Origin of the sequence: Pseudomonas sp. YuFO8 (genome assembly GCF_035065025.1) — a bacterium.
In the GTDB taxonomy this organism is placed as follows: Bacteria; Pseudomonadota; Gammaproteobacteria; order Pseudomonadales; family Pseudomonadaceae; genus Aquipseudomonas; species Aquipseudomonas putida_AE.
Map to the genome: position 1 here is coordinate 141,435 of NZ_JAXDEQ010000013.1, position 25,679 is coordinate 167,113.

General features: G+C 60.2%; 25 protein-coding genes and 1 pseudogene. 15 read left to right on the top strand and 11 right to left on the bottom strand.

The features are described from left to right. Positions 1-103: 103 nt before the first annotated feature. From rph to gltS, 3 genes are all read left to right on the top strand, one after another. Entirely contained in the window at positions 104-826 is a 723-nt protein-coding gene (gene rph, locus SOP95_RS14295; RefSeq protein ID WP_047535109.1) for a ribonuclease PH, read from the top strand. A gap of 28 nt (positions 827-854) precedes the next feature. Beyond that, positions 855-1,223 (top strand): DUF4870 domain-containing protein, encoded by a 369-nt coding sequence (locus SOP95_RS14300; RefSeq protein ID WP_274073720.1) that lies wholly within the window; start codon positions 855-857, stop codon positions 1,221-1,223. Between the two features lie 291 nt (positions 1,224-1,514). Next, the gene (gltS, locus tag SOP95_RS14305) at positions 1,515-2,720 is read left to right on the top strand and encodes a sodium/glutamate symporter (RefSeq protein WP_323607399.1); all 1,206 of its coding nucleotides are present in this window, start codon (positions 1,515-1,517) and stop codon (positions 2,718-2,720) included. 72 nt (positions 2,721-2,792) lie between these two features. Here the strand turns inward: gltS and SOP95_RS14310 are convergent, their stop codons facing one another. Then, positions 2,793-3,572 carry an exodeoxyribonuclease III gene (locus SOP95_RS14310; RefSeq protein ID WP_008062840.1) on the bottom strand — a complete coding sequence of 260 codons (780 nt, stop codon included), beginning with the start codon at positions 3,570-3,572 and terminating at the stop codon, positions 2,793-2,795. An 82-nt stretch (positions 3,573-3,654) separates the two neighbouring features. Between SOP95_RS14310 and pyrE the strand changes: the two genes are divergently transcribed. Next, positions 3,655-4,299 carry an orotate phosphoribosyltransferase gene (gene pyrE / locus SOP95_RS14315; protein WP_007975175.1) on the top strand — a complete coding sequence of 215 codons (645 nt, stop codon included), beginning with the start codon at positions 3,655-3,657 and terminating at the stop codon, positions 4,297-4,299. A gap of 70 nt (positions 4,300-4,369) precedes the next feature. Here the strand turns inward: pyrE and argB are convergent, their stop codons facing one another. The 4 genes and pseudogenes from argB to coaBC all read right to left on the bottom strand — a co-directional run bounded on the left by argB (position 4,370) and on the right by coaBC (position 8,542). Then, positions 4,370-5,275 (bottom strand): acetylglutamate kinase, encoded by a 906-nt coding sequence (gene argB, locus SOP95_RS14320; protein ID WP_008047078.1) that lies wholly within the window; start codon positions 5,273-5,275, stop codon positions 4,370-4,372. Between the two features lie 17 nt (positions 5,276-5,292). Then, positions 5,293-6,696, bottom strand: a pseudogene (locus SOP95_RS14325) (phosphomannomutase/phosphoglucomutase); the annotation flags it as partial. Between the two features lie 176 nt (positions 6,697-6,872). Then, positions 6,873-7,328: a dUTP diphosphatase gene (dut, locus tag SOP95_RS14330; protein ID WP_047535088.1), complete on the bottom strand. Its 456-nt coding sequence runs from the start codon at positions 7,326-7,328 to the stop codon at positions 6,873-6,875. A 5-nt stretch (positions 7,329-7,333) separates the two neighbouring features. Then, a complete protein-coding gene (gene coaBC, locus SOP95_RS14335; protein ID WP_323607400.1) occupies positions 7,334-8,542 on the bottom strand; it encodes a bifunctional phosphopantothenoylcysteine decarboxylase/phosphopantothenate--cysteine ligase CoaBC in 1,209 nt (402 codons plus the stop codon). Between the two features lie 135 nt (positions 8,543-8,677). On the opposite strand from coaBC, the gene radC reads away from it, so the two are divergent. After that, positions 8,678-9,352: a RadC family protein gene (gene radC, locus SOP95_RS14340; RefSeq protein WP_274073718.1), complete on the top strand. Its 675-nt coding sequence runs from the start codon at positions 8,678-8,680 to the stop codon at positions 9,350-9,352. Between the two features lie 137 nt (positions 9,353-9,489). Here the strand turns inward: radC and SOP95_RS14350 are convergent, their stop codons facing one another. After that, positions 9,490-11,076, bottom strand: coding sequence for an ABC transporter substrate-binding protein (locus SOP95_RS14350; RefSeq protein ID WP_323607401.1), 1,587 nt, complete (start codon positions 11,074-11,076; stop codon positions 9,490-9,492). A gap of 447 nt (positions 11,077-11,523) precedes the next feature. On the opposite strand from SOP95_RS14350, the gene rpmB reads away from it, so the two are divergent. Together rpmB and rpmG are read left to right on the top strand one after the other, a co-directional pair. Next, positions 11,524-11,757, top strand: coding sequence for a 50S ribosomal protein L28 (gene rpmB, locus SOP95_RS14355; protein WP_003176907.1), 234 nt, complete (start codon positions 11,524-11,526; stop codon positions 11,755-11,757). A gap of 11 nt (positions 11,758-11,768) precedes the next feature. Beyond that, positions 11,769-11,924, top strand: coding sequence for a 50S ribosomal protein L33 (gene rpmG / locus SOP95_RS14360; protein WP_007894709.1), 156 nt, complete (start codon positions 11,769-11,771; stop codon positions 11,922-11,924). 173 nt (positions 11,925-12,097) lie between these two features. On the opposite strand, the gene SOP95_RS14365 is transcribed toward rpmG, so the two are convergent. Beyond that, positions 12,098-12,460 carry a cupin domain-containing protein gene (locus SOP95_RS14365; protein ID WP_008054608.1) on the bottom strand — a complete coding sequence of 121 codons (363 nt, stop codon included), beginning with the start codon at positions 12,458-12,460 and terminating at the stop codon, positions 12,098-12,100. 234 nt (positions 12,461-12,694) lie between these two features. Between SOP95_RS14365 and SOP95_RS14370 the strand changes: the two genes are divergently transcribed. Together SOP95_RS14370 and SOP95_RS14375 are read left to right on the top strand one after the other, a co-directional pair. Further along, positions 12,695-14,188: an aldehyde dehydrogenase gene (locus SOP95_RS14370; RefSeq protein ID WP_274073716.1), complete on the top strand. Its 1,494-nt coding sequence runs from the start codon at positions 12,695-12,697 to the stop codon at positions 14,186-14,188. A gap of 161 nt (positions 14,189-14,349) precedes the next feature. Beyond that, positions 14,350-15,492: an MFS transporter gene (locus SOP95_RS14375; protein ID WP_274073715.1), complete on the top strand. Its 1,143-nt coding sequence runs from the start codon at positions 14,350-14,352 to the stop codon at positions 15,490-15,492. Between the two features lie 79 nt (positions 15,493-15,571). On the opposite strand, the gene SOP95_RS14380 is transcribed toward SOP95_RS14375, so the two are convergent. Next, positions 15,572-17,140 carry a phospholipase D family protein gene (locus SOP95_RS14380; protein ID WP_323607402.1) on the bottom strand — a complete coding sequence of 523 codons (1,569 nt, stop codon included), beginning with the start codon at positions 17,138-17,140 and terminating at the stop codon, positions 15,572-15,574. 60 nt (positions 17,141-17,200) lie between these two features. Next, positions 17,201-18,622: an aminotransferase-like domain-containing protein gene (locus SOP95_RS14385; protein WP_274073713.1), complete on the bottom strand. Its 1,422-nt coding sequence runs from the start codon at positions 18,620-18,622 to the stop codon at positions 17,201-17,203. 179 nt (positions 18,623-18,801) lie between these two features. On the opposite strand from SOP95_RS14385, the gene SOP95_RS14390 reads away from it, so the two are divergent. Continuing rightward, complete coding sequence (locus SOP95_RS14390) at positions 18,802-19,047, top strand: DUF1127 domain-containing protein (protein ID WP_274073712.1); 246 nt, start codon at positions 18,802-18,804, stop codon at positions 19,045-19,047. A 144-nt stretch (positions 19,048-19,191) separates the two neighbouring features. On the opposite strand, the gene SOP95_RS14395 is transcribed toward SOP95_RS14390, so the two are convergent. Next, entirely contained in the window at positions 19,192-20,505 is a 1,314-nt protein-coding gene (locus tag SOP95_RS14395) for an NAD(P)/FAD-dependent oxidoreductase (protein ID WP_323607403.1), read from the bottom strand. A gap of 146 nt (positions 20,506-20,651) precedes the next feature. On the opposite strand from SOP95_RS14395, the gene SOP95_RS14400 reads away from it, so the two are divergent. Further along, the gene (locus SOP95_RS14400; RefSeq protein WP_274073709.1) at positions 20,652-21,005 is read left to right on the top strand and encodes a YkgJ family cysteine cluster protein; all 354 of its coding nucleotides are present in this window, start codon (positions 20,652-20,654) and stop codon (positions 21,003-21,005) included. A 79-nt stretch (positions 21,006-21,084) separates the two neighbouring features. Here the strand turns inward: SOP95_RS14400 and SOP95_RS14405 are convergent, their stop codons facing one another. Then, positions 21,085-21,573 carry an Lrp/AsnC ligand binding domain-containing protein gene (locus SOP95_RS14405; protein ID WP_003177284.1) on the bottom strand — a complete coding sequence of 163 codons (489 nt, stop codon included), beginning with the start codon at positions 21,571-21,573 and terminating at the stop codon, positions 21,085-21,087. A 157-nt stretch (positions 21,574-21,730) separates the two neighbouring features. Here SOP95_RS14405 and dadA point away from each other — a divergent pair, with 157 nt between their 5' ends. The 4 genes from dadA (at position 21,731) to SOP95_RS14425 (ending at position 25,524) form a co-directional block, all read left to right on the top strand. Further along, positions 21,731-23,035: a D-amino acid dehydrogenase gene (dadA, locus tag SOP95_RS14410; protein ID WP_274073708.1), complete on the top strand. Its 1,305-nt coding sequence runs from the start codon at positions 21,731-21,733 to the stop codon at positions 23,033-23,035. Between the two features lie 142 nt (positions 23,036-23,177). Beyond that, on the top strand, positions 23,178-24,251 hold the full coding sequence (gene alr, locus SOP95_RS14415) for an alanine racemase (RefSeq protein ID WP_274073707.1): 1,074 nt from the start codon (positions 23,178-23,180) through the stop codon (positions 24,249-24,251). 128 nt (positions 24,252-24,379) lie between these two features. Then, positions 24,380-24,928, top strand: a complete 549-nt coding sequence (locus tag SOP95_RS14420; protein ID WP_007947433.1) for a cupin domain-containing protein — start codon at positions 24,380-24,382, stop codon at positions 24,926-24,928. 182 nt (positions 24,929-25,110) lie between these two features. Beyond that, positions 25,111-25,524, top strand: a complete 414-nt coding sequence (locus SOP95_RS14425; RefSeq protein WP_323607408.1) for a c-type cytochrome — start codon at positions 25,111-25,113, stop codon at positions 25,522-25,524. Positions 25,525-25,679: the final 155 nt, after the last annotated feature.

Below are 25,679 nucleotides of genomic sequence, written 5' to 3' on the forward strand. Positions count from 1 at the left end.
GTGCAGAGCCTTCGCTGGTCCGAGGATTTTTTTAGAAGTGCCCAGTCGGGGCTGGCGGCTCTATAATGCTCCGCAGTTTTCCGTCCCCGTACAGGTATCCCTTATGAAACGTCCAAGTGGTCGCGCTGCCGATCAGCTCCGCTCGATCCGCATTACCCGCAACTACACCAAACACGCCGAGGGATCCGTGCTGGTCGAGTTCGGCGACACCAAGGTCATCTGCACCGTCAGCGTCGAGAACGGCGTGCCGCGGTTCCTCAAGGGCCAGGGCCAGGGCTGGTTGACGGCCGAGTACGGCATGCTGCCGCGCGCCACTGGCGAGCGTAACCAGCGTGAAGCCAGCCGCGGCAAGCAAGGCGGGCGTACCCTGGAAATCCAGCGCCTGATCGGCCGTTCCCTGCGCGCTGCGCTGGACATGTCCAAGCTGGGCGACGTCACCCTGTACGTTGACTGCGACGTGATCCAGGCTGACGGCGGTACACGCACCGCGTCCATCACCGGCGCCATGGTTGCCCTGGTCGATGCCTTGAAAGTGATCAAGAAGCGTGGCGGCCTCAAAGGTGGCGACCCGCTCAAGCAAATGATCGGCGCGGTGTCGGTGGGCATGTACCAGGGCGAACCTGTGCTCGACCTCGACTACCTGGAAGACTCGGCTGCCGAGACCGACCTGAACGTGGTGATGACCAGCACTGGCGGCTTCATCGAAGTCCAGGGCACTGCCGAAGGCGCGCCGTTCCAGCCTGAAGAGCTGAACGCCATGCTGGAACTGGCGAAAAAAGGCATGAACGAAATCTTCGATCTGCAAAAGGCTGCACTGGCTGACTGATCGAATGGCCACGGACAAGGAGGACGCCATGGGTGACGAGCAACAGTTGCTTCCCGCACCGAGCAAAGAAGTTCGGCAGTGGGCAATGTTTTGTCACTTGTCCGCCTTGCTGGGCATCTGGATTCCGTTCGGCACGCTGCTCGGCCCGCTGGTCCTGTGGCAGATGAAGCGCGAGATGGACCCGTTCATCGACGCACAGGGCAAGGAGGCGCTGAACTTTCAGATCACCGTCGCCATTGCTTCTGCCATTTGCCTGCTGCTGATGCTGGTGATCATCGGGTTTTTCCTGTTTGGGCTGGTGGCGATCGGGGCGCTGGTCTTGACCATCATTGGCGGCGTAAAAGCCAATGAAGGGGTGCCTTATCGGTATCCGTTCACCTGGCGGCTGATCAAGTAACCCAGAAAAGAATCTCGATTTAAAATGAATGCCCCGACCTGTCGGGGTATTTTTTTAAACTCAATTTAGTCACAAACTGCAATGGTTCAATACGGGCCATGTGCTTGGCAATGAGACTTGGCGATTGTTAAAGTCCGCACTAAGTTATATTCACTAAGAAATATTTCGATACATTCAGACCATTGAGGGTCCCTGAATCTAAAACAAATCAGTGTTGAGATGAATCAACCTGTTCATGCGGCGTGTCCAGGTAAAAAGTTCGCCCATGAATGTAATTCAAGGAAACCATTAATGATTGAGCTCGATTTTTATGGAACACTTGTCGCCGCCTCTTTAGTTTTGTTATTGGGGCGCGGTCTCGTTGCACGTTTCGGTTTTTTACGCACTTATAATATCCCGGAACCTGTAGCTGGCGGCCTGGTGGTGGCCCTGGTTCTTTTGTTTTTGCGAGGCCTTGATGTTCAAGTTAGATTTGATACCTCGCTGCAAACTCCGTTGATGTTGGCGTTTTTTGCCACCATTGGCTTGAGTGCAGACTTCGCCAGCCTGAAGAAGGGCGGACGCGTAGTGGGGATTTTCCTGCTGGCGGTCACCGGACTACTGGTGGTCCAGAATGCCATGGGCATCGGACTCGCAACGACTCTGGGGCTCGATCCTTTGATGGGCTTGCTGACAGGCTCGGTTACCTTGGCCGGCGGCCACGGTACGGGTGCTGCGTGGGGAGCGACGTTCAGTGAGAAGTTCGGACTGGCGTCCGCTTCTGAACTGGCGATGGCCTCTGCGACCTTTGGCTTGGTGCTGGGAGGTTTGATTGGTGGGCCTGTTGCTCGCCTGCTCATCAACAGGGTTCAGGCACCTGGCCTTGAGCAAGATAAGCCACGGCTGCCAAAGGGCTTCGAGCAGCCGAATAAAGAGCGCTCGATCACGGCCTTTTCGTTCATCGAGACACTCGCACTGATTTCGGTCAGCTTGCTGGCAGGCTCCCTTCTCAATGGCCTGCTACACGAAACCGCGTTTGAATTGCCGACTTTCGTTTGCGTATTGTTTGTGGGCGTACTTTTACGCAACGGGCTTTCAGCGCTTGGTGTGTATCAGGTGTTTGAGCGTGAAGTTTCGGTGCTGGGGAATGTCAGCCTGTCACTGTTTCTGGCGATCGCCTTGATGTCGCTCAAGTTGTGGGACTTGGCGGCACTTGCTTTGCCTTTCTTCATTATCTTGGCCGTGCAAACTTTGGTCATGGCACTGTTTGCGATATTCGTGACGTTCAGGGTCATGGGCAGTAACTACGATGCGGCCGTATTGGCGGCAGGGCATTGCGGTTTCGGACTGGGGGCTACGCCAACTGCTATCGCCAACATGCAAGCGGTGACACAGCGCTACGGACCATCTCAAATAGCGTTCCTGGTGGTGCCAATGGTGGGTGCTTTCTTCATCGACATCATTAATGTAATTGTAATAAAGATGTACCTTGCTCTGCCGTTATTTGCCGCTGCCTGAAGTTCACGTTACATCCGGCCATAAAAAATGCCCGTATCTTGCGATACGGGCATTTTCCTTTACCGGCCAGACTCAGATAGTCAGCGTCCAGTCGTAGTCCACGATCAACGGCGCGTGTTGCGAGAACCGTGGCTGACGTGGCAGGCGCGCACTGCGTACGAAGCGGCGCAGGCCCGGGGTCAGGATCTGGTAATCGAAGCGCCAGCCGAGGTTGAGCATTTCGGCCTGTTCGTTATCCGGCCACCAGCTGTACTGATCACCTTCACGGCTGACTTCGCGCAGGGCGTCGACATAACCCATGTTGCCGACAATCTCGTCCATCCAGGCCCGTTCAGGCGCCAGGAAGCCCGGAGATTGCTGGCTGTCACGCCAGTTCTTGATGTCCAGTTTCTGTTGCGCCACGTACAGCGAGCCACAATAAATGTACTCGCGGCGTTTGCGCCGCTGCTTGTCCAGGTATTTGGCGAAGTCGTCCATGAGCTTGAACTTCTGGTTCAAGTCCTCATCGCCGTTCATCCCGGAAGGAAGCAACAGGGTTGCAATACTGACTTTGTCGAAATCTGCTTGCAGGTAGCGCCCGTAGCGGTCCGCCGTCTCGAAACCGAGACCGCTGATGACAGCCTTCGGTTGCAACCGCGAGTACAAAGCCACGCCGCCTTGGGCGGGAACTTCGGCGTCGCAGGCATAAAGGAAGTATCCATCCAGTTGGAAGGCTGGATCGTCCAGTTCAAAGGCGGAGGCACGGGTGTCCTGCAGGCAGATGACGTCGGCATTCTGTGCCTGCAGCCAACTGAGCAAACCTCGCTCGACTGCAGCCTGAATACCATTGACGTTCACACTGATGATCCGCATAAATGGCCCCAAAAATCGCGTGCGTGTATGATACACGGCGTCAACCTAATTAGCTAAATCCGTGGTATTTGGGGTTTTTTTCATGCAAGCGTATCAGCGCGATTTCATTCGTTTTGCCATCGATCGCGGCGTTTTGCGCTTCGGTGAGTTCACCCTGAAGTCCGGGCGCACCAGTCCTTACTTCTTCAATGCGGGCCTGTTCAATTCGGGTTCGGCCCTGGCGCAGCTGGGTCGTTTCTACGCCGCAGCCATTGCCGAAAGCGGCATTGCCTTCGATGTCCTGTTCGGCCCGGCCTACAAAGGCATCCCGCTGGCGGCAACCACCGCCGTTGCACTGGCCGAGCATCACAACCGTGACCTGCCATGGTGCTTCAATCGCAAGGAAGCCAAGGCCCACGGTGAAGGCGGCAGCCTGGTCGGCGCACCGCTGACCGGCGAAGTGCTGATCATCGACGACGTGATCACGGCCGGCACCGCGATCCGCGAAGTGATGCAGATCATCGCTTCCCAGGACGGCGCCAAGGCGGCCGGCGTGCTGATCGCCCTGAACCGCCAGGAGCGTGGCAACGGTGAATTGTCAGCGATCCAGGAAGTGGAGCGTGATTTCGGTATTCCGGTGATCAGCATCGTTTCGCTGAACCAGGTACTGGAATTCCTGGCCGACGATCCGCAGCTCAAGCAACACCTGCCAGCCGTAGAAGCCTACCGCGCCCAATTCGGCGTGTAACACGGTCCCCCGCAGGCAAAAAAAGACCCCGTTCAGCCAAGCCGAACGGGGTCTTTTTTGTGGGTGCTGCTTATGGACGCTTGCGATTGCTGATCAAGGTGCCCACACCGGTGTCGGTGAAGATTTCCAACAGGATCGCGTTAGGCACACGACCGTCAATGATCAGCGAGCTGCCCACGCCGCCCTGGACCGCTTCCAGTGCACAACGGATCTTTGGCAGCATGCCGCCATAGATCGTGCCGTCGGCGATCAGGTCGTCGACCTGCTGGGTGGTCAGGCCGGTCAGGACCGTGCCCGATTTGTCCATCAGGCCCGCGATATTGGTCAGCAACATCAGTTTCTCGGCTTTCAGCGCCTCGGCCACCTTGCCGGCCACCAGGTCGGCGTTGATGTTGTACGACTCGCCATTGGCGCCCACGCCGATTGGCGCGATCACCGGGATGAAATCACCTTTGACCAGCAGGTTCAGCAGATCGGTATTGATACCGACTACTTCGCCGACATGGCCGATATCGATGATCTCCGGGGTGGTCATCTCCGGCGTCTGGCGGGTGACGGTGAGCTTCTTCGCACGAATCAGCTCGGCGTCCTTGCCGGTCAGGCCGATGGCGCTGCCGCCGTGACGGTTGATCAGGTTGACGATGTCCTTGTTGACCTGGCCACCGAGGACCATCTCGACCACGTCCATGGTCGCGGCATCGGTCACGCGCATGCCGTCGACAAAGTGGCTCTCGATCGACAGGCGCTTGAGCAGATCACCGATTTGCGGGCCGCCGCCGTGAACCACGACCGGGTTGATACCCACGGCCTTCATCAACACGATGTCGCGGGCGAAGCCGGTCTTGAGCTCCTCGCTTTCCATCGCGTTGCCGCCGTATTTGATCACCAGTGTCTTGCCGACATAGCGGCGAATGTAAGGCAGCGCTTCGGACAGGACCTTGGCGGTGTTGGCGGCGGCTTCGCGTTCGAGGGTCATTCAGGGCTCCGGGTGAATCAGAACGGTAGTTGGAGATCAGGTGCAACACGCTTCAACTGGGCGTGGAAAACGTCCTTGATGCGTTGCAATTCAGCCTCGTCATCGGCCTCGAAACGCAGGACCAGCACCGGTGTGGTGTTGGAGGCGCGAACCAGGCCCCAGCCTTTGGCATAGTCGACTCGCACGCCGTCGATAGTGGTCAGGTCGGCGCCTTCGCCCCACTTCGCGTCGTGCAATGCATCAATGATGCTGAATTTGCTCTCTTCGGTCACATGGATATTGATCTCTGGCGTAGAAATATCGTTCGGGAAGGTCGCGAACAGCTCCTCCGCCGTGGATTTTTCCTTGCTGAGGATTTCCAGCAACCGCGCGGCGCTGTAGATGCCGTCGTCGAAACCGAACCAGCGCTCCTTGAAGAAGATGTGCCCGCTCATTTCGCCGGCCAACAGGGCGCCGGATTGTTTCATTTTCTTCTTGATCAACGAATGACCGGTCTTCCACATCAGCGGACGACCACCGTATTCCTTGATCAGCGGGATCAGGCGGCGGGTGCATTTGACGTCGAAGATGATTTCCGCATTCGGGTTGCGCGCTACCACGTCGCGGGCGAACAGCATCAGCAGGCGATCCGGGAAGACGATGCTGCCGGTGTTGGTCACTACGCCGACGCGGTCGCCGTCGCCGTCGAAAGCCAGGCCGATATCAGCGTTGGTTTCCTTGACCTTGGCGATCAGGTCGACGAGGTTTTCAGGCTTACCCGGGTCCGGGTGATGGTTGGGGAAGTTGCCATCGACTTCACAGAACAACGGGATGACTTCGCAGTTCAGCGCTTCGATCAATTGCGGGGCGATCACGCCGGCCGCGCCGTTGCCGCAGTCCACCACGACTTTCAGGCGGCGGGCCAGCTTGATGTCCTGGACGATTTCGGTGGTGTAGCGGTCGAGGATTTCGACCTGGGTGATGCTGCCCTTGCCGCTGGTCAGGTTGTTGGTCTTGAGGCGGTCATGCAGGGCCTGGATCTGTTCATTGGCCAGGGTATCGCCGGCAATGACAATCTTGAAACCGTTGTAATTCGATGGGTTGTGGCTGCCGGTGAGCATCACGCCGGACTTGCCAGCCAGCACATTGGCCGCGTAGTACAGCGCCGGGGTCGGCACCAGGCCGACGTCGCTGACATGGCAACCGCTGTCGGCCAGGCCCTGGATCAGTTGTTCAACCAGCTCCGGGCCGGACAGGCGACCGTCACGGCCAACGGAAACGTTCGGTTCATCCTGGGCCAGGCTCTGGGCACCGATGGCGCGACCGAGCCAGTAAGCCGTTTCGGCGTTGAGAAATTCCGGGACTGTGCCGCGTATGTCATAGGCGCGGAAAATGCTGTCGGGGAACTTGGGGGCAACGCGCACTGGGGTGCTCATCTGGGGTAATGCTCCATCTTGAAAGTGGCTGGACAGGCCGGCGAATGACTCGCCGGCAGGTTCAAACTGAAAGGTATGACGGCGTTTTTCGCGCAGAGTTCGTGGTGCGAAAAGGCCATGCCAGCGACGCGAGCGGCTTTTTGGCCGATCAATCCCTTGATTTCAGGCGTGTAGATAAGGTGTCAGTGGCTTCCGGAATGACCGAAACCGCCGGTACCGCGCTGGGTCTCGACGAACTCTTCGACCATCTCGAAATGTGCCTGCACCACCGGTACCAGCACCAGTTGCGCCAGGCGTTCGCCGACGGCCATGGTGAAATCGGTCTGGCCACGGTTCCAGCACGAGACCATCAGCGGACCCTGGTAGTCGGAGTCGATCAGCCCGACCAGGTTGCCCAGGACGATGCCGTGCTTATGGCCCAGGCCGGAGCGCGGCAGGATCAGCGCCGCCAGGTTCGGGTCGCCGATGTAGACCGACAGGCCAGTGGGGATCAGTACGGTTTCACCCGGCTTGATCACGATGTCCTGCTCCAGCATGGCGCGCAGGTCGAGGCCGGCGGAGCCTGGCGTGGCGTACTGCGGCAGCGGGAATTCGGTACCGATGCGGGGGTCGAGGATCTTGGCTTGCAAAGCGTGCATGTAAATTAAACCTGGTTCAGACGTTCGGCGATAAAAGTGATCAGCTGGCGAGCAATCTTGCTCTTGCTGGTCTGGGCGAAAAGTGTGGCGTGAAGCTCACGGTCGATCACGCTGCAGGCGTTTTCTTCGCTGTTGAAGCCAATGCTCGGGTTGGCGACGTCGTTGGCGACGATCAAATCGAGGTTCTTGTCTTTCAGCTTGCGGGCAGCGTAATCGAGCAGGTGTTCGGTCTCGGCGGCGAAACCGACACTGAACGGACGGTCGGGGCGTGTGGCGATGCTGGCCAGGATGTCCGGGTTGCGTACCATTTGTAGCAACAAGCCGTCGCCGTTCGTAGGATCTTTCTTGAGTTTCTGTGGGGCGACGACTTCCGGGCGGTAGTCCGCGACTGCTGCGGAGGCGATAAACAAGTCGCAGGGAATCGCCGCTTCACACGCGGCGAGCATGTCGCGGGCGCTGACGACGTCGATGCGCGTAACACGATCCGGCGTTGGCAGATGCACCGGGCCGGTGATCAGGGTGACGCGGGCGCCGGCTTCAACCGCCGCTTCGGCCAGGGCAAAGCCCATTTTTCCTGAGCTGTGGTTGGTGATGTAGCGCACCGGGTCGATGTTTTCCTGGGTCGGGCCGGCGGTGATCAACACGTGCTTGCCGGTCAGGGCCTGGCGCTGGAAGCAGTCTGCCGCGCATTGGGCAAGTTCCGTGGCTTCGAGCATGCGCCCCAGGCCAATGTCACCGCAGGCCTGGCTGCCGGAGGCCGGACCGAAGGCTTTGATGTCACGGCTTTCGAGGGTTTGCAGATTGGCTTGGGTGGCCGGGTCGCGCCACATGGCCTGGTTCATCGCCGGTGCGACGGCAACCACGGCGTCGGTCGCCAGTACCAGCGTGGTCAGCAGGTCATCGGCAATGCCTTGGGCCAGTCGCGCGATCAGATCGGCGGTGGCGGGGGCGATCAGCACCAGATCGGCCCATTTGGCCAGTTCGATGTGGCCCATCGCGGCCTCGGCCGCCGGGTCCAGCAGGTCCAGGTGGACCGGGTGCCCGGACAGGGCCTGCATGGTCAGTGGCGTGATGAACTCAGCACCGCCACGGGTCATGACCACGCGCACTTCCGCGCCCTGATCGATCAGGCGGCGAACCAGGTCGGCGCTCTTGTAGGCAGCGATACCGCCGCCGACGCCCAGAACAATGCGTTTCCGATACAGCCGCTGCATAGGCCTGCCTTTCATTTCGTTGATGACTGCGTTGCGATACCCCCTCCCCAGGAGTGAAATCGCCCGCAAAAAAGATGGGCTACGATATCACAGCGACCGCTACGGAACAGCGGCGCCCACAGACAGGGAGGTGCTATGAGTATTCGCGATTGGCCGTCGGCGGAACGGCCGCGGGAGAGGTTGCTTGAACAAGGCTCGGGAAGTCTTTCGGATGCCGAGTTGCTGGCGATATTTTTACGCACCGGCGTTGTGGGTAAAAGCGCTGTGGATCTGGCGCGACACCTGTTGACTCAGTTTGGCAGCCTGCGTTTGTTGCTGGAGGCTGATCAGGAAACGTTCAGCAAACAGTTGGGGCTCGGGCCGGCGAAATTTGCGCAGCTGCAGGCTGCTCAAGAAATGAGCAGACGCCACCTGGCCGAGCGGGCGCGGGACAAGTCGGCGCTGGAAAACCCGCAGGCGGTGCGTGACTACCTCAAATCGATGCTGCGCCATGAGCCCCACGAGGTGTTCGGCTGCCTGTTTCTCGACTCCAGGCATCAGGTACTGGGATTTGAGGTGCTGTTCCGTGGCTCGATCGACAACACCAGCGTCCATCCGCGGCAAGTGGTCAAGCGTGCCCTGGCGCACAATGCGGCGGCATTGATCCTCTGCCACAACCATCCGTCGGGCAACACTGACCCCAGCCAGGCCGACAGGGTGCTGACCAAGCGCCTGCAAAAGGCGCTGGACCTTATCGATGTACGGGTACTCGACCATTTCATCATCGGCGACGGCGATCCGTTGTCGATGGCCGAGTATGGCTGGATGTAGGAGATAGTCGGGGCGAGCGAAACCCATGTGGGAGCGGGCTTGCTCGCGAAGGCGGTGTATCAGTCAGCATTGATGGCGACTGACTCTCCCTCTTCGCGAGCAAGCCCGCTCCCACAGGGTTTTGTGTGCGGCGGCTATTACTTGATGTTGACCTTGGAGTAGTCCTGCCGCCCGAACGGGCTGACCGAATACCCCTCGACATCCTTGTTCGTCAGCGCGAAGGCAGTCGGATGAGCCAGCGGCAGCCACAGCGCCTGTTGCTGGATCTGCGTCTGGGCCTGCTCATAGAGTTTGGTGCGCACGCCTTGCTCGCCGGTGGTTTTGCCGGCGCTGATCAACTTGTCCAGGTCCTGGTTGCAATAGCGGGCAAAGTTGGTGCCGGACTTGACCGCAGCACAGGAAAACTGCGGCGTGAGGAAGTTGTCAGGGTCGCCGTTGTCACCGGCCCAGCCCATGAACAGCAGGTCGTGTTCACCGGCCTTGGCGCGGCGGATCAGCTCGCCCCATTCGATCACGCGAATTTCCGCCTGAATGCCGATTTCCGCCAGGTCGGACTGAAGCATCTGGGCACCCAGGCTCGGGTTGGGGTTCAGCAGGCTGCCGGACGGGCGGGTCCATATCGTGGTCTGGAAGCCGTCCTTGAGCCCGGCCTTGGCCATCAGCGCCTTGGCCTTCTCGATGTCATGGGGGTAGCCCGGCAAGGCTTTCGCGTAGCTCCAGGTGTTGGGCGGGTAGGGGCCGTTGGCGGGTTCGGCGGTGTCCTCGAACACAGCCTTGACGTAGTTGGCCTTGTCGAAGGCGAGGTTGATCGCCTGGCGCACTTCAGGTTTGTCCAAGGGCGGGTGCTGACTGTTGATGGCGACGAACGCGGTCATGAAGGCGTCAGTTTTTTCGACTTTCAAGGTCGGTTCTTTCAGCGCGGCCTGGACATCCAGCGGTTTGGGCGACAGGGCGATCTGGCATTCATTGCGGCGCAGTTTCTGCAGGCGCACGTTGGCGTCAGGGGTGATGGCAAAGATCAGCGGGTCGACAGAGGGCTTGCCGCCGAAGTACTCGGCATTGGCCTTGTAGCGAACGGTGGCGTCCTTCTGGAAGCGCGTGAATACGAACGGGCCGGTGCCGATCGGCTGGCTGTTGAGCTTCTCCGGCGTGCCGGCCTTCATTAGCTTGTCGGCGTACTCAGCCGAGTAGATCGAAGCGAACCCCATGCTCAGGGTGGCGAGGAAGGTGGAGTCCGGGTGATCCAGGGTAAAGCGAACAGTCAGAGGGTCCAGCGCATCGATCTTCTTGATCAGCGCAGGCAATTGCATCGATTGCGCGTGGGGAAAGCCGCTCTGGGCGACTTTGTGCCATGGGTTGGCCGGGTCGAGCATGCGGTCGAAGCTGAACTTCACGTCCTCGGCGGTCAATTCGCGCGTCGGGTTGAAATAGTCGGTGCGGTGAAATTTAACCTGCGGGTGCAACTTGAAGACGTAGCTCAGGCCATCAGGGGTGACCTCCCAGCTGTCCGCGAGGCTGGCGACCACTTTGCCGCTGGCGGTGTCGAAATCCACCAGGCGGTTCATCAACACGTCGGCCGAGGCGTTGGTGGTGGTCAGCGAGTTGTATTGCACCACATCGAACCCTTCCGGGCTGGCCTCGGTGCAGACGCTCAGGGCGGCGGCGAAGGCCTGTGGGCCCAGCAGGAGCGGGGCAAGCAACAGCGGTAGGGCAGCGAGGCGCATGGTCGGGTTCCTTTACAGATCGAAGGCCCATCTGCAAGTGCAGTCTGGAAAAGGCTTACCCTAGTGGCTGGATTGCAAATGACTATCCCCTTTTTCGATTTCAGGGGACTATAGCCGATCGATTCGGGTGAGCACGGGTTGGAAAAAAGCTGGATCTTGCCGGTCGAGCGAATTCTCTGCGACGAGCGGTAGAAATCGACGGCAGCCTTGATCCAAGGCGCCTGGCGCCTGAAAAACGGGTTTTTTATCAACTCAACGCACACCGAATGTTGTTGCTCTCGAGTCTTTCTGGTATAAAGCAGCGCTCTTTTCTAGGGGCCCGGTTCCTTCGTTTGTAGGTGTAGCCGGTAAGACCCTTAAAGAAACGCGGCGCCTGGCGCCAAATGACTGAGAGATTAAGCGGCCAACCCATGCCGGGTTGGGCATGTGGTTTTAGAGGGCTGAGGCATGTCGAGAGTCTGTCAAGTTACCGGTAAGGGTCCGGTGACTGGGAATAACATTTCCCACGCAAATAACAAAACCCGTCGTCGTTTCCTGCCGAACCTGCAGCATCACCGCTTCTGGGTTGAAGAAGAGAAACGTTTCGTGCGTCTGCGCGTATCTGCCAAAGGCATGCGTATCATCGACAAGCGTGGCATCACTGTCGTGCTGGCCGAAATCCGCGCCGCTGGCAAGATCTAAGGGAGCTAATCATGCGTGAATTGATTCGTTTGATTTCGAGCGCCGGTACTGGTCACTTCTACACTACCGACAAGAACAAGCGCACTACCCCGGACAAAATCGAGATCAAGAAATTTGATCCGGTTGTTCGCAAGCACGTGATCTACAAGGAAGGCAAAATCAAGTAATTGATTTTTCCCGACTTACGAAAAAGGCCCGTATCGCGAGATACGGGCCTTTTTTGTTGCCTGTGGTTTGTGTGTTGCCTGTCAGGGCCCCTTCGCGAGCAAGCCCGCTCCCACATTTGAGCGCTGTGGACCCGGACAAATGTGGGAGAGGGCTTCCCTGGCAACAAAAATCCTCAGGCCTTCTGCTCAAACGCCACATAGATCTTGCGGCACGGCTCCAGCACTTCCCAGGTACCGCGGAACCCGGCCGGGATCACGAAGCGATCGCCCGCGCGCACGGTTTTGCTGTTGCCGTCGTTGTCGCGCAGCACGGAAACGCCCTGGACGATTTCGCAGTATTCATGCTCGGTGAAATTCACCAGCCACTGGCCGACGGCGCCTTCCCACACGCCGGCATTCAGTTGGCCGCAAGGACTGTTGTAGTGGTTGTACACTGCTTGTTCGGGATCGCCCTTGAGGACTTTTGCCGGGTCTGGGCGATAGCGTTCGACGGCCGTGGTGGCCTGGCTGAAGTCGACGATGTTCTGGATGCTCATTGTTGTATTCCCCCGTCATTGCGGTGCGAGTGGTTGGTAATGCCGAAGTCTATGTTTATTAAAATGAACATCGCAAGGCCGTTTGCCGGCGTTATGTCAAATATATTGAAACTTCACCTGCCGCTGGTTTAGGGTGGTGGTTGCCTTGGGCCGTAAGCAGGCTGGCCAGGCAGAATTCCTGACAGCGCCCGCGAAGAACGCGGGTGTCGTATTCAATAAGAGGAGGACACTCGCATGACCACCCTGACTCGTGCCGACTGGGAGCAACGCGCTCGCGATCTGAAGATCGAAGGCCGCGCCTACATCAATGGCGAATACACCGATGCTGTCTCCGCCGAGACCTTCGAGTGCATCAGCCCGGTCGATGGTCGCCTGCTGGGCAAGATCGCCAGCTGCGATGCCGCCGATGCCCAACGCGCTGTTGAAAACGCCCGCGCCACCTTCAATTCCGGTGCCTGGTCGCGCCTGGCGCCGACCAAGCGCAAAGCCACCATGATCCGTTTCGCCGGCCTGCTGAAAAAGCACGCCGAAGAGCTGGCCCTGCTTGAAACCCTGGACATGGGCAAGCCGATCAGCGACTCCCTGTACATCGATGTTCCTGGCGCGGCGCAAGCCCTGAGCTGGAGCGGCGAAGCCATCGACAAGATCTACGATGAAGTGGCCGCTACCCCGCATGATCAACTGGGCCTGGTCACTCGCGAGCCAGTCGGCGTTGTCGGCGCCATCGTGCCGTGGAACTTCCCGCTGATGATGGCTTGCTGGAAGCTCGGCCCGGCGCTGTCCACCGGTAACTCGGTGATCCTCAAGCCGTCGGAAAAATCCCCGCTGACCGCCATCCGTATCGCAGCCCTGGCCGTTGAAGCCGGGATCCCGAAAGGCGTGCTCAACGTGCTGCCGGGTTACGGTCACACCGTCGGCAAGGCCCTGGCCCTGCATAACGATGTCGACACCCTGGTGTTCACCGGTTCGACCAAGATCGCCAAGCAGCTGCTGATCTACTCCGGCGAGTCGAACATGAAGCGCGTCTGGCTCGAAGCCGGTGGCAAGAGCCCGAACATCGTGTTCGCCGATGCACCGAACCTGCAAGAGGCTGCCGAAGCCGCTGCCGGCGCCATTGCGTTCAACCAGGGCGAAGTCTGCACCGCCGGTTCGCGCCTGCTGGTGGAGCGTTCGATCAAGGACCAGTTCCTGCCACTGGTGATCGAAGCGCTGAAAGCCTGGAAGCCGGGCAATCCGCTGGACCCGGCGACCAACGTCGGTGCGCTGGTGGACACCCAGCAGATGAACACCGTGCTGTCGTACATCGAATCGGGTCACAGCGATGGCGCCAAGCTGGTTGCCGGTGGCAAGCGCACGCTGCAGGAAACCGGCGGTACCTACGTTGAGCCGACGATTTTCGATGGCGTGAGCAACGCGATGAAGATCGCCCAGGAAGAAATCTTCGGGCCGGTGCTGTCGGTCATCGCTTTCGATACCGCCGAAGAAGCCATCGCGATCGCCAACGACACGCCGTACGGCCTCGCCGCGGCAGTGTGGACCAAGGACATCTCCAAGGCTCACCTGACCGCCCGTGCACTGCGTGCCGGTAGCGTGTGGGTCAACCAGTACGACGGTGGCGACATGACGGCGCCATTCGGTGGCTTCAAGCAGTCTGGCAACGGTCGCGACAAGTCGCTGCATGCGTTCGACAAGTACACCGAGCTGAAGGCGACCTGGATCAAGCTATAAGTCGGTTTTCTTAACGACGTAGATCCCCTGTGGGAGCGGGCTTGCTCGCGAAGGCGGTGTGACAGTCAACATTGATGTTGAATGTGATGGCCTCTTCGCGAGCAAGCCCGCTCCCACAGTGTTTTGTGCAGGCCATAAAAATATCCACAGGAGCGTGGAACATGCGTTGGGCGACGTATTTCGCCGTGTTGGCGTCTGTCTTGAGTGTCGGCCTGGCCCTGGGTGTCAGCATGCCGCTGGTGTCATTCCGCCTGGAAAGCTGGGGTTACGGCTCGTTTGCCATCGGCGTGATGGCAGCCATGCCGGCCATTGGCGTGCTGCTGGGCGCGAAGATTTCCAGTCATCTGGCGGCCCGTCTGGGTACGGCCAATCTGATGCGCCTGTGCCTGTGGGCCGGGGCGGTGTCCATCGGTTTGCTGGCATTGTTGCCGAGTTATCCGATCTGGCTGGTCCTGCGCCTGATGATCGGCGTGATCCTGACCCTGGTCTTCATCCTCGGTGAAAGCTGGATCAACCAGCTGGTAGTCGAAGAGTGGCGTGGACGGCTGGTGGCGCTGTACGGCAGCAGTTACGCGTTGAGCCAGTTGGCCGGGCCAATCCTGCTGGGCGTGCTGGGTACCGAGCACGATTATGGTTTCTGGGTCGGCGTCGGGCTGCTGGTGGCGGCGCCGTTCCTGTTGCTGGGACGCAGTGGTGCGCCCGGCAGTGAGGCCTGCAGCGTGACCTTCGGTGATTTGCTGACCTTCTGCCGTGGCCTGCCGGCCATTGCCTGGGCGGTGTCGCTGTTCGCCGCCTTCGAGGCGATGATCCTGACGCTGCTGCCGGTGTACTGTCTGCGCCAGGGCTTCACCACGGAAATCGCCCTGGCGATGGTCAGCACCGTGGTGGTGGGGGATGCCTTGCTGCAACTGCCCATCGGTGCATTGGCTGATCGCGTGTCGCGGCGTGCGCTGTTTACCGGCTGCGCGGTAGTGCTGCTGGTGTCGAGCCTGGCGATCCCGTTGCTGATCGAGACCCTGCTGATCTGGCCGCTGTGGGTGCTGTTCGGTGCCAGTGCCGGCGGGCTGTTTACCTTGTCGCTGATCCTGATTGGCGAGCGGTATCGCGACGATGCGCTGGTGCGGGCCAATGCGCACATTGCCCAGCTGTGGGGCATCGGTTGCCTGCTCGGGCCGTTGATCGCCGGTGCCGGCAGCCAGTGGATCAGCGGGCATGCGTTGCCGTTGCTGATGGCGGCGGGGGCGTTTGGGTTGGTGATACTGGTGTCGCGCCAGGGTGCGTTTGGCGCGATACAGCCCGCATAAGATCAAAAGATCGCAGCCTGCGGCAGCTCCTACAGGGGGAATGCGTACATCTGTAGGAGTTGCCGAAGGCTGCGATCTTTTAAAGCATCCGCTCCAGCCCGACGACGTCGCTGAGCCAGGCATTGAAGCGCCGCCACCAGCTGCCCGGTTCCTCGGTCATGGTGTGCATTTTGCCGTCGTCTTCGGTGGTCCATACGACCTGTTCATTCTTCAACTGCACATGGTAACTCAAGGCCGGTGCCATGCCCTGCAACGCCAGGTCGCGAACGTGGGCCGCCAGTTCCGGACTGTCCACCAGCACCCCGACCTCGGTGTTCCACAGTACCGAGCGCGGGTCGAAGTTGAACGAGCCGATGAAGGACTTTCGCTGGTCGAAGATCATGGCCTTGCTGTGCAGGCTGGAATCGGAATCGCCGTAAGACTTGCTGGAAAACAGCCGAGGTCCGCTACCGCTGCTGTCTCCGGGCTGGCGGCGCAGTTCGAAGAGCTGCACGCCGTGCTCCAGCAGCGCCTTGCGATACGGTGCATAGCCGCCATGCACCGCCGGCACGTCAGTGGCTTCCAGTGAGTTGGTCAGCAGGCGTACCGTTACACCGGCGTCAGCCCGTCCGGTCAGGTAGACCAGCCCCGGTGGCCCAGGCACGAAATAGGCCGAGATCATGATCAGCTCTTTGCTGACGCCATCGAGTGCGGGCGCCAACTGAGTCGTCAGCAGCAACTGAGGGTCAGGCTCGCCGTCGGCCAGGACCTTGCTCGGTGCATCCCACAGCGCCTGATTCCAGGCCCAGATCAGGTCTTCGCGCCAGATATCCAGGCGCGGCTGCGTGGCGAATTTCATCAGCTGTTGATAGAGCGCGTGGTTCTGTTTGCGCGATTCCTCCAGGGACTCTTCCAGCCGGGTGCGGGTGTTTTGCAGGTCCTCGGCAGTCGGTTTGCTGGAGACAAATTCAGCGATCGGCTTGCTCAGGGCGCTGTTCCAGTACTGGTCGAAACTGTGCCCCAACTGCTCGGCGACCGGCCCGACACTGAGCATGTCGATGTCGGTGAAGTTCAGGTTGGGCTTGGCATCGAAATACTCATCCCCCAGGTTTCGCCCACCGACAATCGCCATGCTGTTGTCGGCCAACCACAGTTTGTTGTGCATGCGTCGATGTTGCCGCGACACATTGAGCAATCGGCCGATGGTGCGCGTCACGCCGGTGCTGCGACCCAGATGCAACGGGTTGAACACGCGAATCTGGATTTGCGCATGCGCCGCCAGCGTGGCGATGGTCTTGTCCAGGCCATCGCTGGTGGTGTCATCGAGCAGGATGCGTACGCGTACGCCGCGGTCCGCGGCCTTGAGCAATTCAGAAACCAGCATCCGCGTGCTGATGCCGTCATGCACGATGTAGTACTGCAGGTCGAGGCTGCTTTGCGCGTTGCGAATCAGCTCGGCGCGGGCGGTAAACGCCTCGGTGCTGTCGGACAGCAGGCGAAAGCCCGATTTCCCCTCATGGGTGGCGGCCTGGGCCTGGACCGATCGGCCGAATGCCGAGCCGCTCGCCGGTAGCGCCTGGCTCGGTTCAACCTGCAGGTCGAAGTTGGCGCAGCCGCCGAGGAACGAAGTGAGTAACACAAGAGCAAGCAGGGACTGTCTGGCTGTCACTTGGGATCGTTCCGGGTGGCGGCAGTTGTAGGCATATGGACGCTGGTGTGATCAAAAAGGTCAGTCGGCTTGAGCCAGCAGTCTGATGGCTGCAGCGCCGACCTTGCGCACGGCTTCTTCAATCTGTGCCGTTGGTTTGGCAGCGTAGTTCATGCGCAGGCAATTGCGGTATTTGCCCGATGCGGAAAAGATGCTGCCGACGGCAATCTGCACGCCTTGATCGTGCAGTTCGCGATTGAGTTTCAGCGTGTCGAATCCTTCCGGCAGCTCGACCCACAGCATGAAGCTGCCTTGGGGGCGACTGGCGCGAGTGCCCGGTGGGAAGTAGCGAGCGACCCAGTCGATCATCATGTCGCGATTACGCTGGTATTGCGTGCGCATCCTCCGCAAATGCGGTTCGAAATGGCCGCCCTTGAGGAATTCGGCGATGGCGATCTGCGGTTGCGGAGCGGTCGAGCCGGTGCTGATGTATTTCATGTGCAGCACCCGTTCCAGATAGCGCCCGGGCGCGACCCAACCGATGCGCAGGCCTGGAGCCAGGGTCTTGGAAAATGAGCTGCACAGCAGCACGCGGCCGTCCTCGTCGAAGGATTTGATCGTGCGTGGGCGCGGATAGGAATAGGCCAGTTCGCCATACACATCGTCTTCGATGATCGCCACGTCGAAACGCTGTGCGAGCGTCAACAGCGAGCGTTTGCGCGACTCCGGCATGATGTAGCCCAGCGGGTTGTTGCAGTTGGGGGTCAACTGTATGGCCTTGATCGGCCACTGCTCCAGTGCCAGTTCCAAGGCATCCAGGCTGATCCCGGTAAGCGGGTCGGTGGGAATCTCCAGGGCTTTCATGCCCAGTCCCTTGAGGGTCTGCATGGCGCCGTGAAAACTCGGCGAGTCCACCGCGACAATGTCCCCAGGTGCGCAGATCGCCCGAATGCTGGTGGACAGCGCTTCGTGGCAACCGGTGGTCACCACCAGGTCGCCGGGCCCCAGCTGGCAGCCCGAGTCGAGCATCAGGCGGGCGATCTGTTCGCGCAGTTCGAGGTTACCGTGGATGTTGTCGTAATACAGGCCCGGCATGTCTTGCCGCCGGCTGATGCGCGCCAGATCGCGCAGCAAGGGTTTCATGGTCGGGCTGGTGATGTCCGGCATGCCGCGACCCAGTTGCACCACGTCCTTGCGCGGCACTGCGCGGATCAGTTCCAGCACCTGGTCCCATTGCGAAATATCCACCGGCCGTTGGGCCGGACGGCCAATCGCCGGCAGGTCCGGCAGTTCGCGGCTGACGGGCACGAAGTACCCGGACTTCGGTCGTGGCGTGGCCAAACCGTTGTCTTCCAGCACCCGATAGGCTTGCTGCACCGTGCTCAGGCTGACCCCGTGTTCGACGCTCAGCGCCCGCACCGAGGGCAAGCGGTCACCGGGACGATAGAAGCCCTGTTCGATACGCGTGCCGAGCAATTCGGCGAGGTTGACGTAAAGGGTCATGGTGCAGTCTCGGCGTGGGAGAGGGGGATGACCAGTACAGATCGGGCAAAAATTCAGGATTCAGCGGCTTGAACGGTAAATCTGTATGGATTTAATACAGCTGCTTTGAATCTGTAATGCTTTTGCTCGCCCCAGCATCATGAAAGCTCTGGCTACCCAAGTAAACAGGAGCAATCAAAATGAACGGCTTGAGCGATGTGCGGCTGACGTTACACAGTCAGGAACTGACGGCAGGGCAAAGGGACGGTGCACGCCATGCGCCCATGCGCAATGCGCCGTCCCACCTGAGCCGCTGGGGTCTGTTCTGGCAGCGACTGCACACGCGCAAGGCATTGCTGGCGCTGACGGCGGAACAGCTCAAGGATGTCGGGCTGACGCGCGAGCAGGCGCGGGAGGAGGGGCTTAAGCCGTTCTGGCGGATCTGACTCAAGTGGTGTTCTTTATATCGATTCGCGAGCAAGCCCGCTCCCACATTGGATCTTGGTGAACACGGATTTTGTGTTCGATCACATATCAAATGTGGGAGCGGGCTTGCTCGCGAAAGCGTCGGTACAGACGCCTCGAATTGTTCAGACCAACTCTTTCATCCGATGCCACAACATCCCCAACGCCAGCAACGGCGAGCGCAAATGCTTGCCGCCGGGGAAGGTGATGTGCGGCACCTGGGCAAACAAGTCGAAGCCTCCACCGTGCTGACCACTGATGGCCTCGGCCAGCAGCTTGCCCGCCAGGTGCGTGGCGTTCACCCCATGACCGGAATAGGCCTGGGCGTAATACACGTTCGGCTGGTCCTTGAGCCGCCCGATCTGCGGTAGGCGGTTGGCACCGATGCCGATCATCCCACCCCATTGATAATCGATCCGCACGCTGGCCAGTTGCGGGAAGACCTCCAGCATTTTCGGGCGCATATAGGCCGCAATGTCTTTCGGATCTCGCCCCGAGTAATGGCAGGCGCCGCCGAACAGCAGTCGTCGGTCCGCCGAGAGTCGGTAGTAATCCAGTGCCACCCGTTGATCGCAGACCGCCATGTTCTGCGGCAGCAGGGCGTGGGCCTGCTCTTCACTCAAAGGCTCGGTGGCGATGATATAGCTGCCGGCGGGCAGCACTTTGCCGCTGAGTTCGGGATTGAGTTCATTGAGGTAGGCGTTGCAGCCCAGTACCAGGGTCTTGGCCCGGACCGAGCCCTGGGCGGTGTGCACCTTGACCTCGGGGCCGTAATCGATGCGCGTGACGGCCGACTGTTCAAACAGCCGGGCCCCCAGTTGCCGGGCGGCCGCGGCTTCGCCCAAGGCCAGGTTCAGCGGATGCAGATGACCGGAGCCCATGTCGATCAGCCCGCCGACGTAGCGTTTGGAGCCCACCACCGTGTGCATTTCATGGGCTTGCAGCAGTCGGGTTTCATAGCGGTAACCGAGACTGCGCAGTTCTTCGGCGTCTTCGGCGAAGCCTTCGAGGTCGCGAGGCTTGTTGGCAAGGTCGCAATAGCCCCAGGTCAGGTCGCAGGGAATGCGAAACCGCTCGACTCTCTGTCGGACGATTTCCACCGCTTCCAGGCCCATGAGCTTCATCTGACGTACGCCGTCGGTACCGATCACATTGGCAAACTGATCCAGGCCATGGCCAACCCCCCGAATCAACTGCCCGCCGTTGCGGCCGCTGGCGCCCCAGCCGATTTTATGGGCTTCGAGCAGCACCACGCTCAGGCCGCGCTCAGCCAGTTCCAGCGCTGTGTTCAGCCCGGAGAACCCGCCACCGACCACGCAAACGTCAGCCACCATCTCGCCGGTGAGCACCGGATGGTCGGGCTGGGGCAGGCTGCTGGCGGCATAATAAGAGCCGGTGTGCTGGTGATTCGCGGCAGGCGGCTGGGCACGGCCATTCATGTGCGTGATCCTGATTCGAGCGTCTGGAAAATTTGACGGAGCATAAGCCGGACCTCGTAGGCGGGCAACACTGGTCGGCCGGTGCTGTCTGGATCGGGGCTTTTACGTCAGAATCCGACCCTGTTCCGAGATCGGTAGTGTTTTAGATGAGTTGCAACAGTCAGAAAATTCGCACGCTGCGCCAACAGATTCCCTCGTTCGAGTGCGTGCCCGGTTGCCATGACTGCTGCGGCCCGGTAACCACTTCGCCGGAGGAAATGTCCCGTCTGCCGCGCAAGAGCCGCGCCGAGCAGGAGGCGGCGATGGACGAACTCAACTGCGTTCACCTGGGGCCGAACGGCTGCACGGTATATGACGAGCGGCCGCTGATCTGCCGGTTGTTTGGCACCACCAAGACCCTGCCGTGCCCCAATGGGCGAGGGCCGGTAGAGTTGATTCATCCGCGGGTGGAGAAGCAGGTATTCGAGTACATGGCCTCGAATCGGCAGGTGCTGGTTTAAAAGATCGCAGCCTGCGGCAACTCCTACATGGGATTGCGTTCCCCTGTAGGAGCTGCCGCAGGCTGCGATCTTTTGATCTTCAATCCGGAATCGGCAAACTCAAACTCTCCTTCACCTCTTCCATCACGATATAGCTCTTGGACTCGCGCACATGCGGCAGCTTGAGCAGGATGTCGCCCAGCAGTTTGCGGTACGAGGCCATCTCGGATATCCGTGCCTTCACCAGGTAGTCGAAATCCCCTGACACCAAATGGCACTCCAGCACGTGGGGCAGCTTCAGGACCGCGCGCCGGAACTCTTCGAAGGTATCGCCGGACTTGTAATCGAGGCTGATCTCGACGAACACCAGCAGGCTGCCCTTGAGGTGCTGCGGATTAAGCCGGGCGTTGTAGCCCATGATGATCCCCTCGCGCTCCAGGCGGCGCACCCGCTCGGTACAGGGCGTGGTCGAGAGCCCGACTTTTTCCCCAAGCTCGGTAAAGGATATGCGCCCGTCCGCTTGCAGGATCCGCAGGATGTTGCGGTCGATCTTGTCCAGCTCACGTTTGGTCTGAGTGTTGGTACGCATAGGGGATGCGCCTCCGTGAAAAGGGTTTTTGCCGAGAATTGTCGCCAAATATAGGCGCTTATATAGTGAAAAGCACTGGCAAATCTTTTTTAAACTGCGCACATCTGAAGCTCTGAACAACAAACGTCAGCGGTTAGCCGCGATGAGGGAAATGAAAATGCGCGTCATGGTCTTGGGCAGCGGCGTCATCGGTACCACCAGTGCTTATTATCTGGCGCGTGCCGGGTTTGAAGTGGTGGTGGTCGACCGGCAGCCAGCGGCCGCCATGGAGACCAGTTTCGCCAACGCCGGGCAGGTTTCGCCGGGTTATGCCTCGCCGTGGGCCGCGCCGGGTGTGCCGCTCAAGGCCATCAAATGGCTGCTGCAGCGCCATGCACCCCTGGCGATCAAGGCCACTGCCGACATCGATCAGTACCTGTGGATGGCACAGATGCTACGCAACTGCACCGCCAGCCGTTACGCGGTGAACAAGGAGCGCATGGTCCGCCTGTCCGAGTACAGCCGTGACTGCCTCGACGAATTGCGCGCTGAAACCGGCATCGCCTACGAAGGCCGCAGCCTCGGTACCACGCAACTGTTCCGCACCCAGGCCCAGCTTGATGGCGCCGCGAAAGACATCGCCGTGCTGAAAGAGTCCGGCGTGCCGTTCGAACTGCTCGACCGCGAAGGCATTGCCCGCGTCGAACCGGCCCTGGCCAGCGTCACCGACATCCTCGCCGGTGCCTTGCGCCTGCCGAACGACCAGACCGGTGACTGCCAGATGTTCACCACCAAGCTCGCGGAAATGGCCGCCAACCTCGGTGTGCAATTCCGTTTCGGCCAGGACATTCAGCGCCTCGACTTCGCCGGTGACCGTATCAACGGCGTGTGGATCGACGGCAAGCTGGAAACCGCTGACCGCTACGTACTGGCGCTCGGCAGCTACTCGCCGCAACTGCTCAAGCCGCTCGGCATCAAGGCGCCGGTGTATCCACTCAAGGGTTACTCCCTGACCGTGCCGATCACCAACCCGGCGATGGCCCCGACCTCGACCATTCTCGACGAGACCTACAAGGTCGCGATCACCCGTTTCGACAACCGCATCCGCGTTGGCGGCATGGCGGAGATCGCCGGTTTTGACCTGTCGCTGAACCCGCGTCGCCGGGAAACCCTGGAGATGATCGTCAACGACCTTTATCCTCAGGGCGGCAACCTGGCCGAAGCCAGCTTCTGGACCGGCCTGCGTCCGACCACACCGGACGGCACGCCGATCGTCGGTGCGACCCCGTTCAAGAACCTCTTCCTGAACACTGGTCACGGCACTCTCGGCTGGACCATGGCGTGCGGTTCCGGTCGCTTGCTGGCGGACCTGATGGCCAAGAGAAAGCCGCAGATCAGCGCCGAAGGCCTCGATATTTCCCGTTATGGCAGCAAAACCCAGGATACTGCAAAGCATGTCAGCCCTGCGCCAGCTCACCAATGAGGCCTCGCGCCACGGTTGTAGCCGCTCCGCCATGACTACCTTGCAGTAAACAGCTCAGAAAGATCCCTCTTCCGGTGCTACTGGCGGTTTACGCCGTCGGCAGCACCGGTTTTTTTTAACGACCGACCAGAAGTCTGCCGCCATGCGTCCTGCCCGTGCCCTGATCGACCTTCAAGCCCTGCGTCACAACTACCGGATCGCCCGTGAAGTCACGGGAGCCCGTGCCCTCGCGGTGATCAAGGCCGATGCCTATGGTCATGGCGCGGTGCGTTGCGCCCAAGCGCTGGAAGCCGAGGCGGACGGGTTTGCCGTGGCCTGCATCGAAGAGGCCCTGGAGTTGCGCGCGGCGGGCATTCGCGCGCCGGTGTTGCTGCTGGAAGGTTTTTTCGAAGCCGATGAGTTGTCGCTGATCGTCGAGCATGATTTCTGGTGCGTGGTGCATTCGCTGTGGCAACTCGAAGCCATCGAGAAAGCTGCCTTGAGCAAGCCGATCACGGTCTGGCTCAAGCTCGATTCGGGCATGCACCGGGTCGGCCTGCATCCGAAGGATTATCAGGCAGGCTATCAACGCCTGCTGGCCAGCGGCAACGTGGCGAAGATCGTGCTGATGAGCCACTTCGCCCGCGCCGATGAGCTGCACAGCCAGGCCAGTGCCGAGCAGGTCGCGGTGTTCGAAGCGGCGCGCCAGGGTTTGTCGGCCGAAGTCAGCCTGCGTAACTCGCCGGCGGTGCTCGGTTGGCCGCAGGTGCCGAGCGATTGGGTACGTCCGGGCATCATGCTCTACGGCGCCACGCCTTTCGAAGAAGCCAACGCCGTGGCCTCGCGCCTGCAGCCGGTGATGACCCTCGAATCGAAAGTGATCAGCGTGCGTGAATTGCCGGCGGGCGAGCCGATTGGCTACGGCGCCAGGTTCATCACTCCCAAGCCGATGCGCGTAGGCGTAGTCGCCATGGGGTACGCCGATGGCTATCCACGGTTGGCGCCCACCGGCACGCCGGTGCTCGTCGCCGGGCAACGCAGCCAGTTGATTGGCCGGGTGTCGATGGACATGCTCTGCATCGACCTGACCGATGTACCGCAAGCCGGCCTCGGTTCGACCGTCGAGTTGTGGGGCAAAAACATCCTCGCCAGTGACGTGGCAATCGCCGCCGGCACGATTCCTTACCAGATCTTCTGCAACCTGCGCCGGGTGCCAATGCTCTATTCCGGGAGCTAAGGCCAAACGGCAGGCACCGGAAGTCGCCTCGCCGAACAGGATTCAGGTCAAAGTGTTGTAAATACTGAACGCTGTCGCCATGATAACGCTCAATATTCCAACAACCTGAATCCCTGGAGGCTCCTGCATTGGACGTCGGTGAACGACTGCAATCAATCCGCAAGCTCAAAGGTCTTTCCCAGCGTGAGCTCGCCAAACGCGCGGGCGTCACCAACAGCACGATTTCGATGATCGAGAAGAACAGCGTCAGCCCCTCGATCAGTTCGCTGAGGAAGGTGTTGGGCGGGATTCCCATGTCCATGGTCGAGTTCTTTTCTGAAGAAATCCTCCAGGAAAAACCGACTCAGATCGTCTACAAAGCCAACGAGCTGATCGATATTTCCGATGGTGCAGTGACCATGAAACTGGTCGGCCGGGCTCACCCGAGCCGGGCTATCGCCTTCCTCAATGAAATCTACCCGCCTGGCGCCGACACCGGTGACGAGATGCTCACCCATGAGGGTGAGGAAACCGGCATTTTGGTGGAAGGGCGGCTGGAACTGGTGGTCGGGCTTGAAACATTTGTGCTCGAAGCCGGCGATAGCTACTACTTTGAAAGTACCAAGCCGCATCGTTTCCGTAATCCGTTCGATGCGCCGGCGCGACTAATCAGCGCAGCAACACCCGCGAATTTTTAAGGAAAGAGGCGCCCTGCCAGCATGGCTGAGGCACCCGAGCTGTTAGACCGTTGCGCAACAAGACCCCTTCGACTTTGGGGTTGTTTCAGTGTCGCGGGCTTACCGCTATACTTGCGCCCGCCTGCGAACCGTGGCCGTAGGCGTGACTAGCCACCATTGAGGGTGAACGCGTGAATCTAATTATGAAAATGCTGGCCGCACCAGCAACCGTATTGGCCCTCTGGGCTGTCAGCGCTCAAGCTGCGACGAACGACGAAATTGCCAAGCGCCTTGAGCCAGTCGGCCAGGTTTGTGTCCAGGGCAAAGAGTGCAAGGGCATGGAAGTCGCCGCTGCGACTGGCGGGGGTGGCGGTGCCAAGGCGCCTAAAGACGTCATTGCCAAGCATTGCAATGCCTGTCACGGTACCGGCTTGCTGGGCGCGCCGAAAATCGGTGACAAGGCCGCGTGGAAAGAGCGCGCCGACCACCAGGGCGGCCTCGATGGCATCCTCGCCAAAGCCATCACCGGTATCAACGCGATGCCGCCAAAAGGCACCTGCGCCGACTGCTCCGACGACGAGCTGAAGGGCGCCATCAAAGAGATGTCCGGCCTGTAACCGGTCCGCCTCTTTCGCGAAAAAGCCGCTTGCGAGCGGCTTTTTTGTGCCTGCGATTTCCCCTGAGCTGCCGCAGGCTGCGATCTTTTGATCTTGATTGTTAAAAAACAAGATCAAAAGATCGCAGCCTTCGGCAGCTCCTACTGTTCAATGCA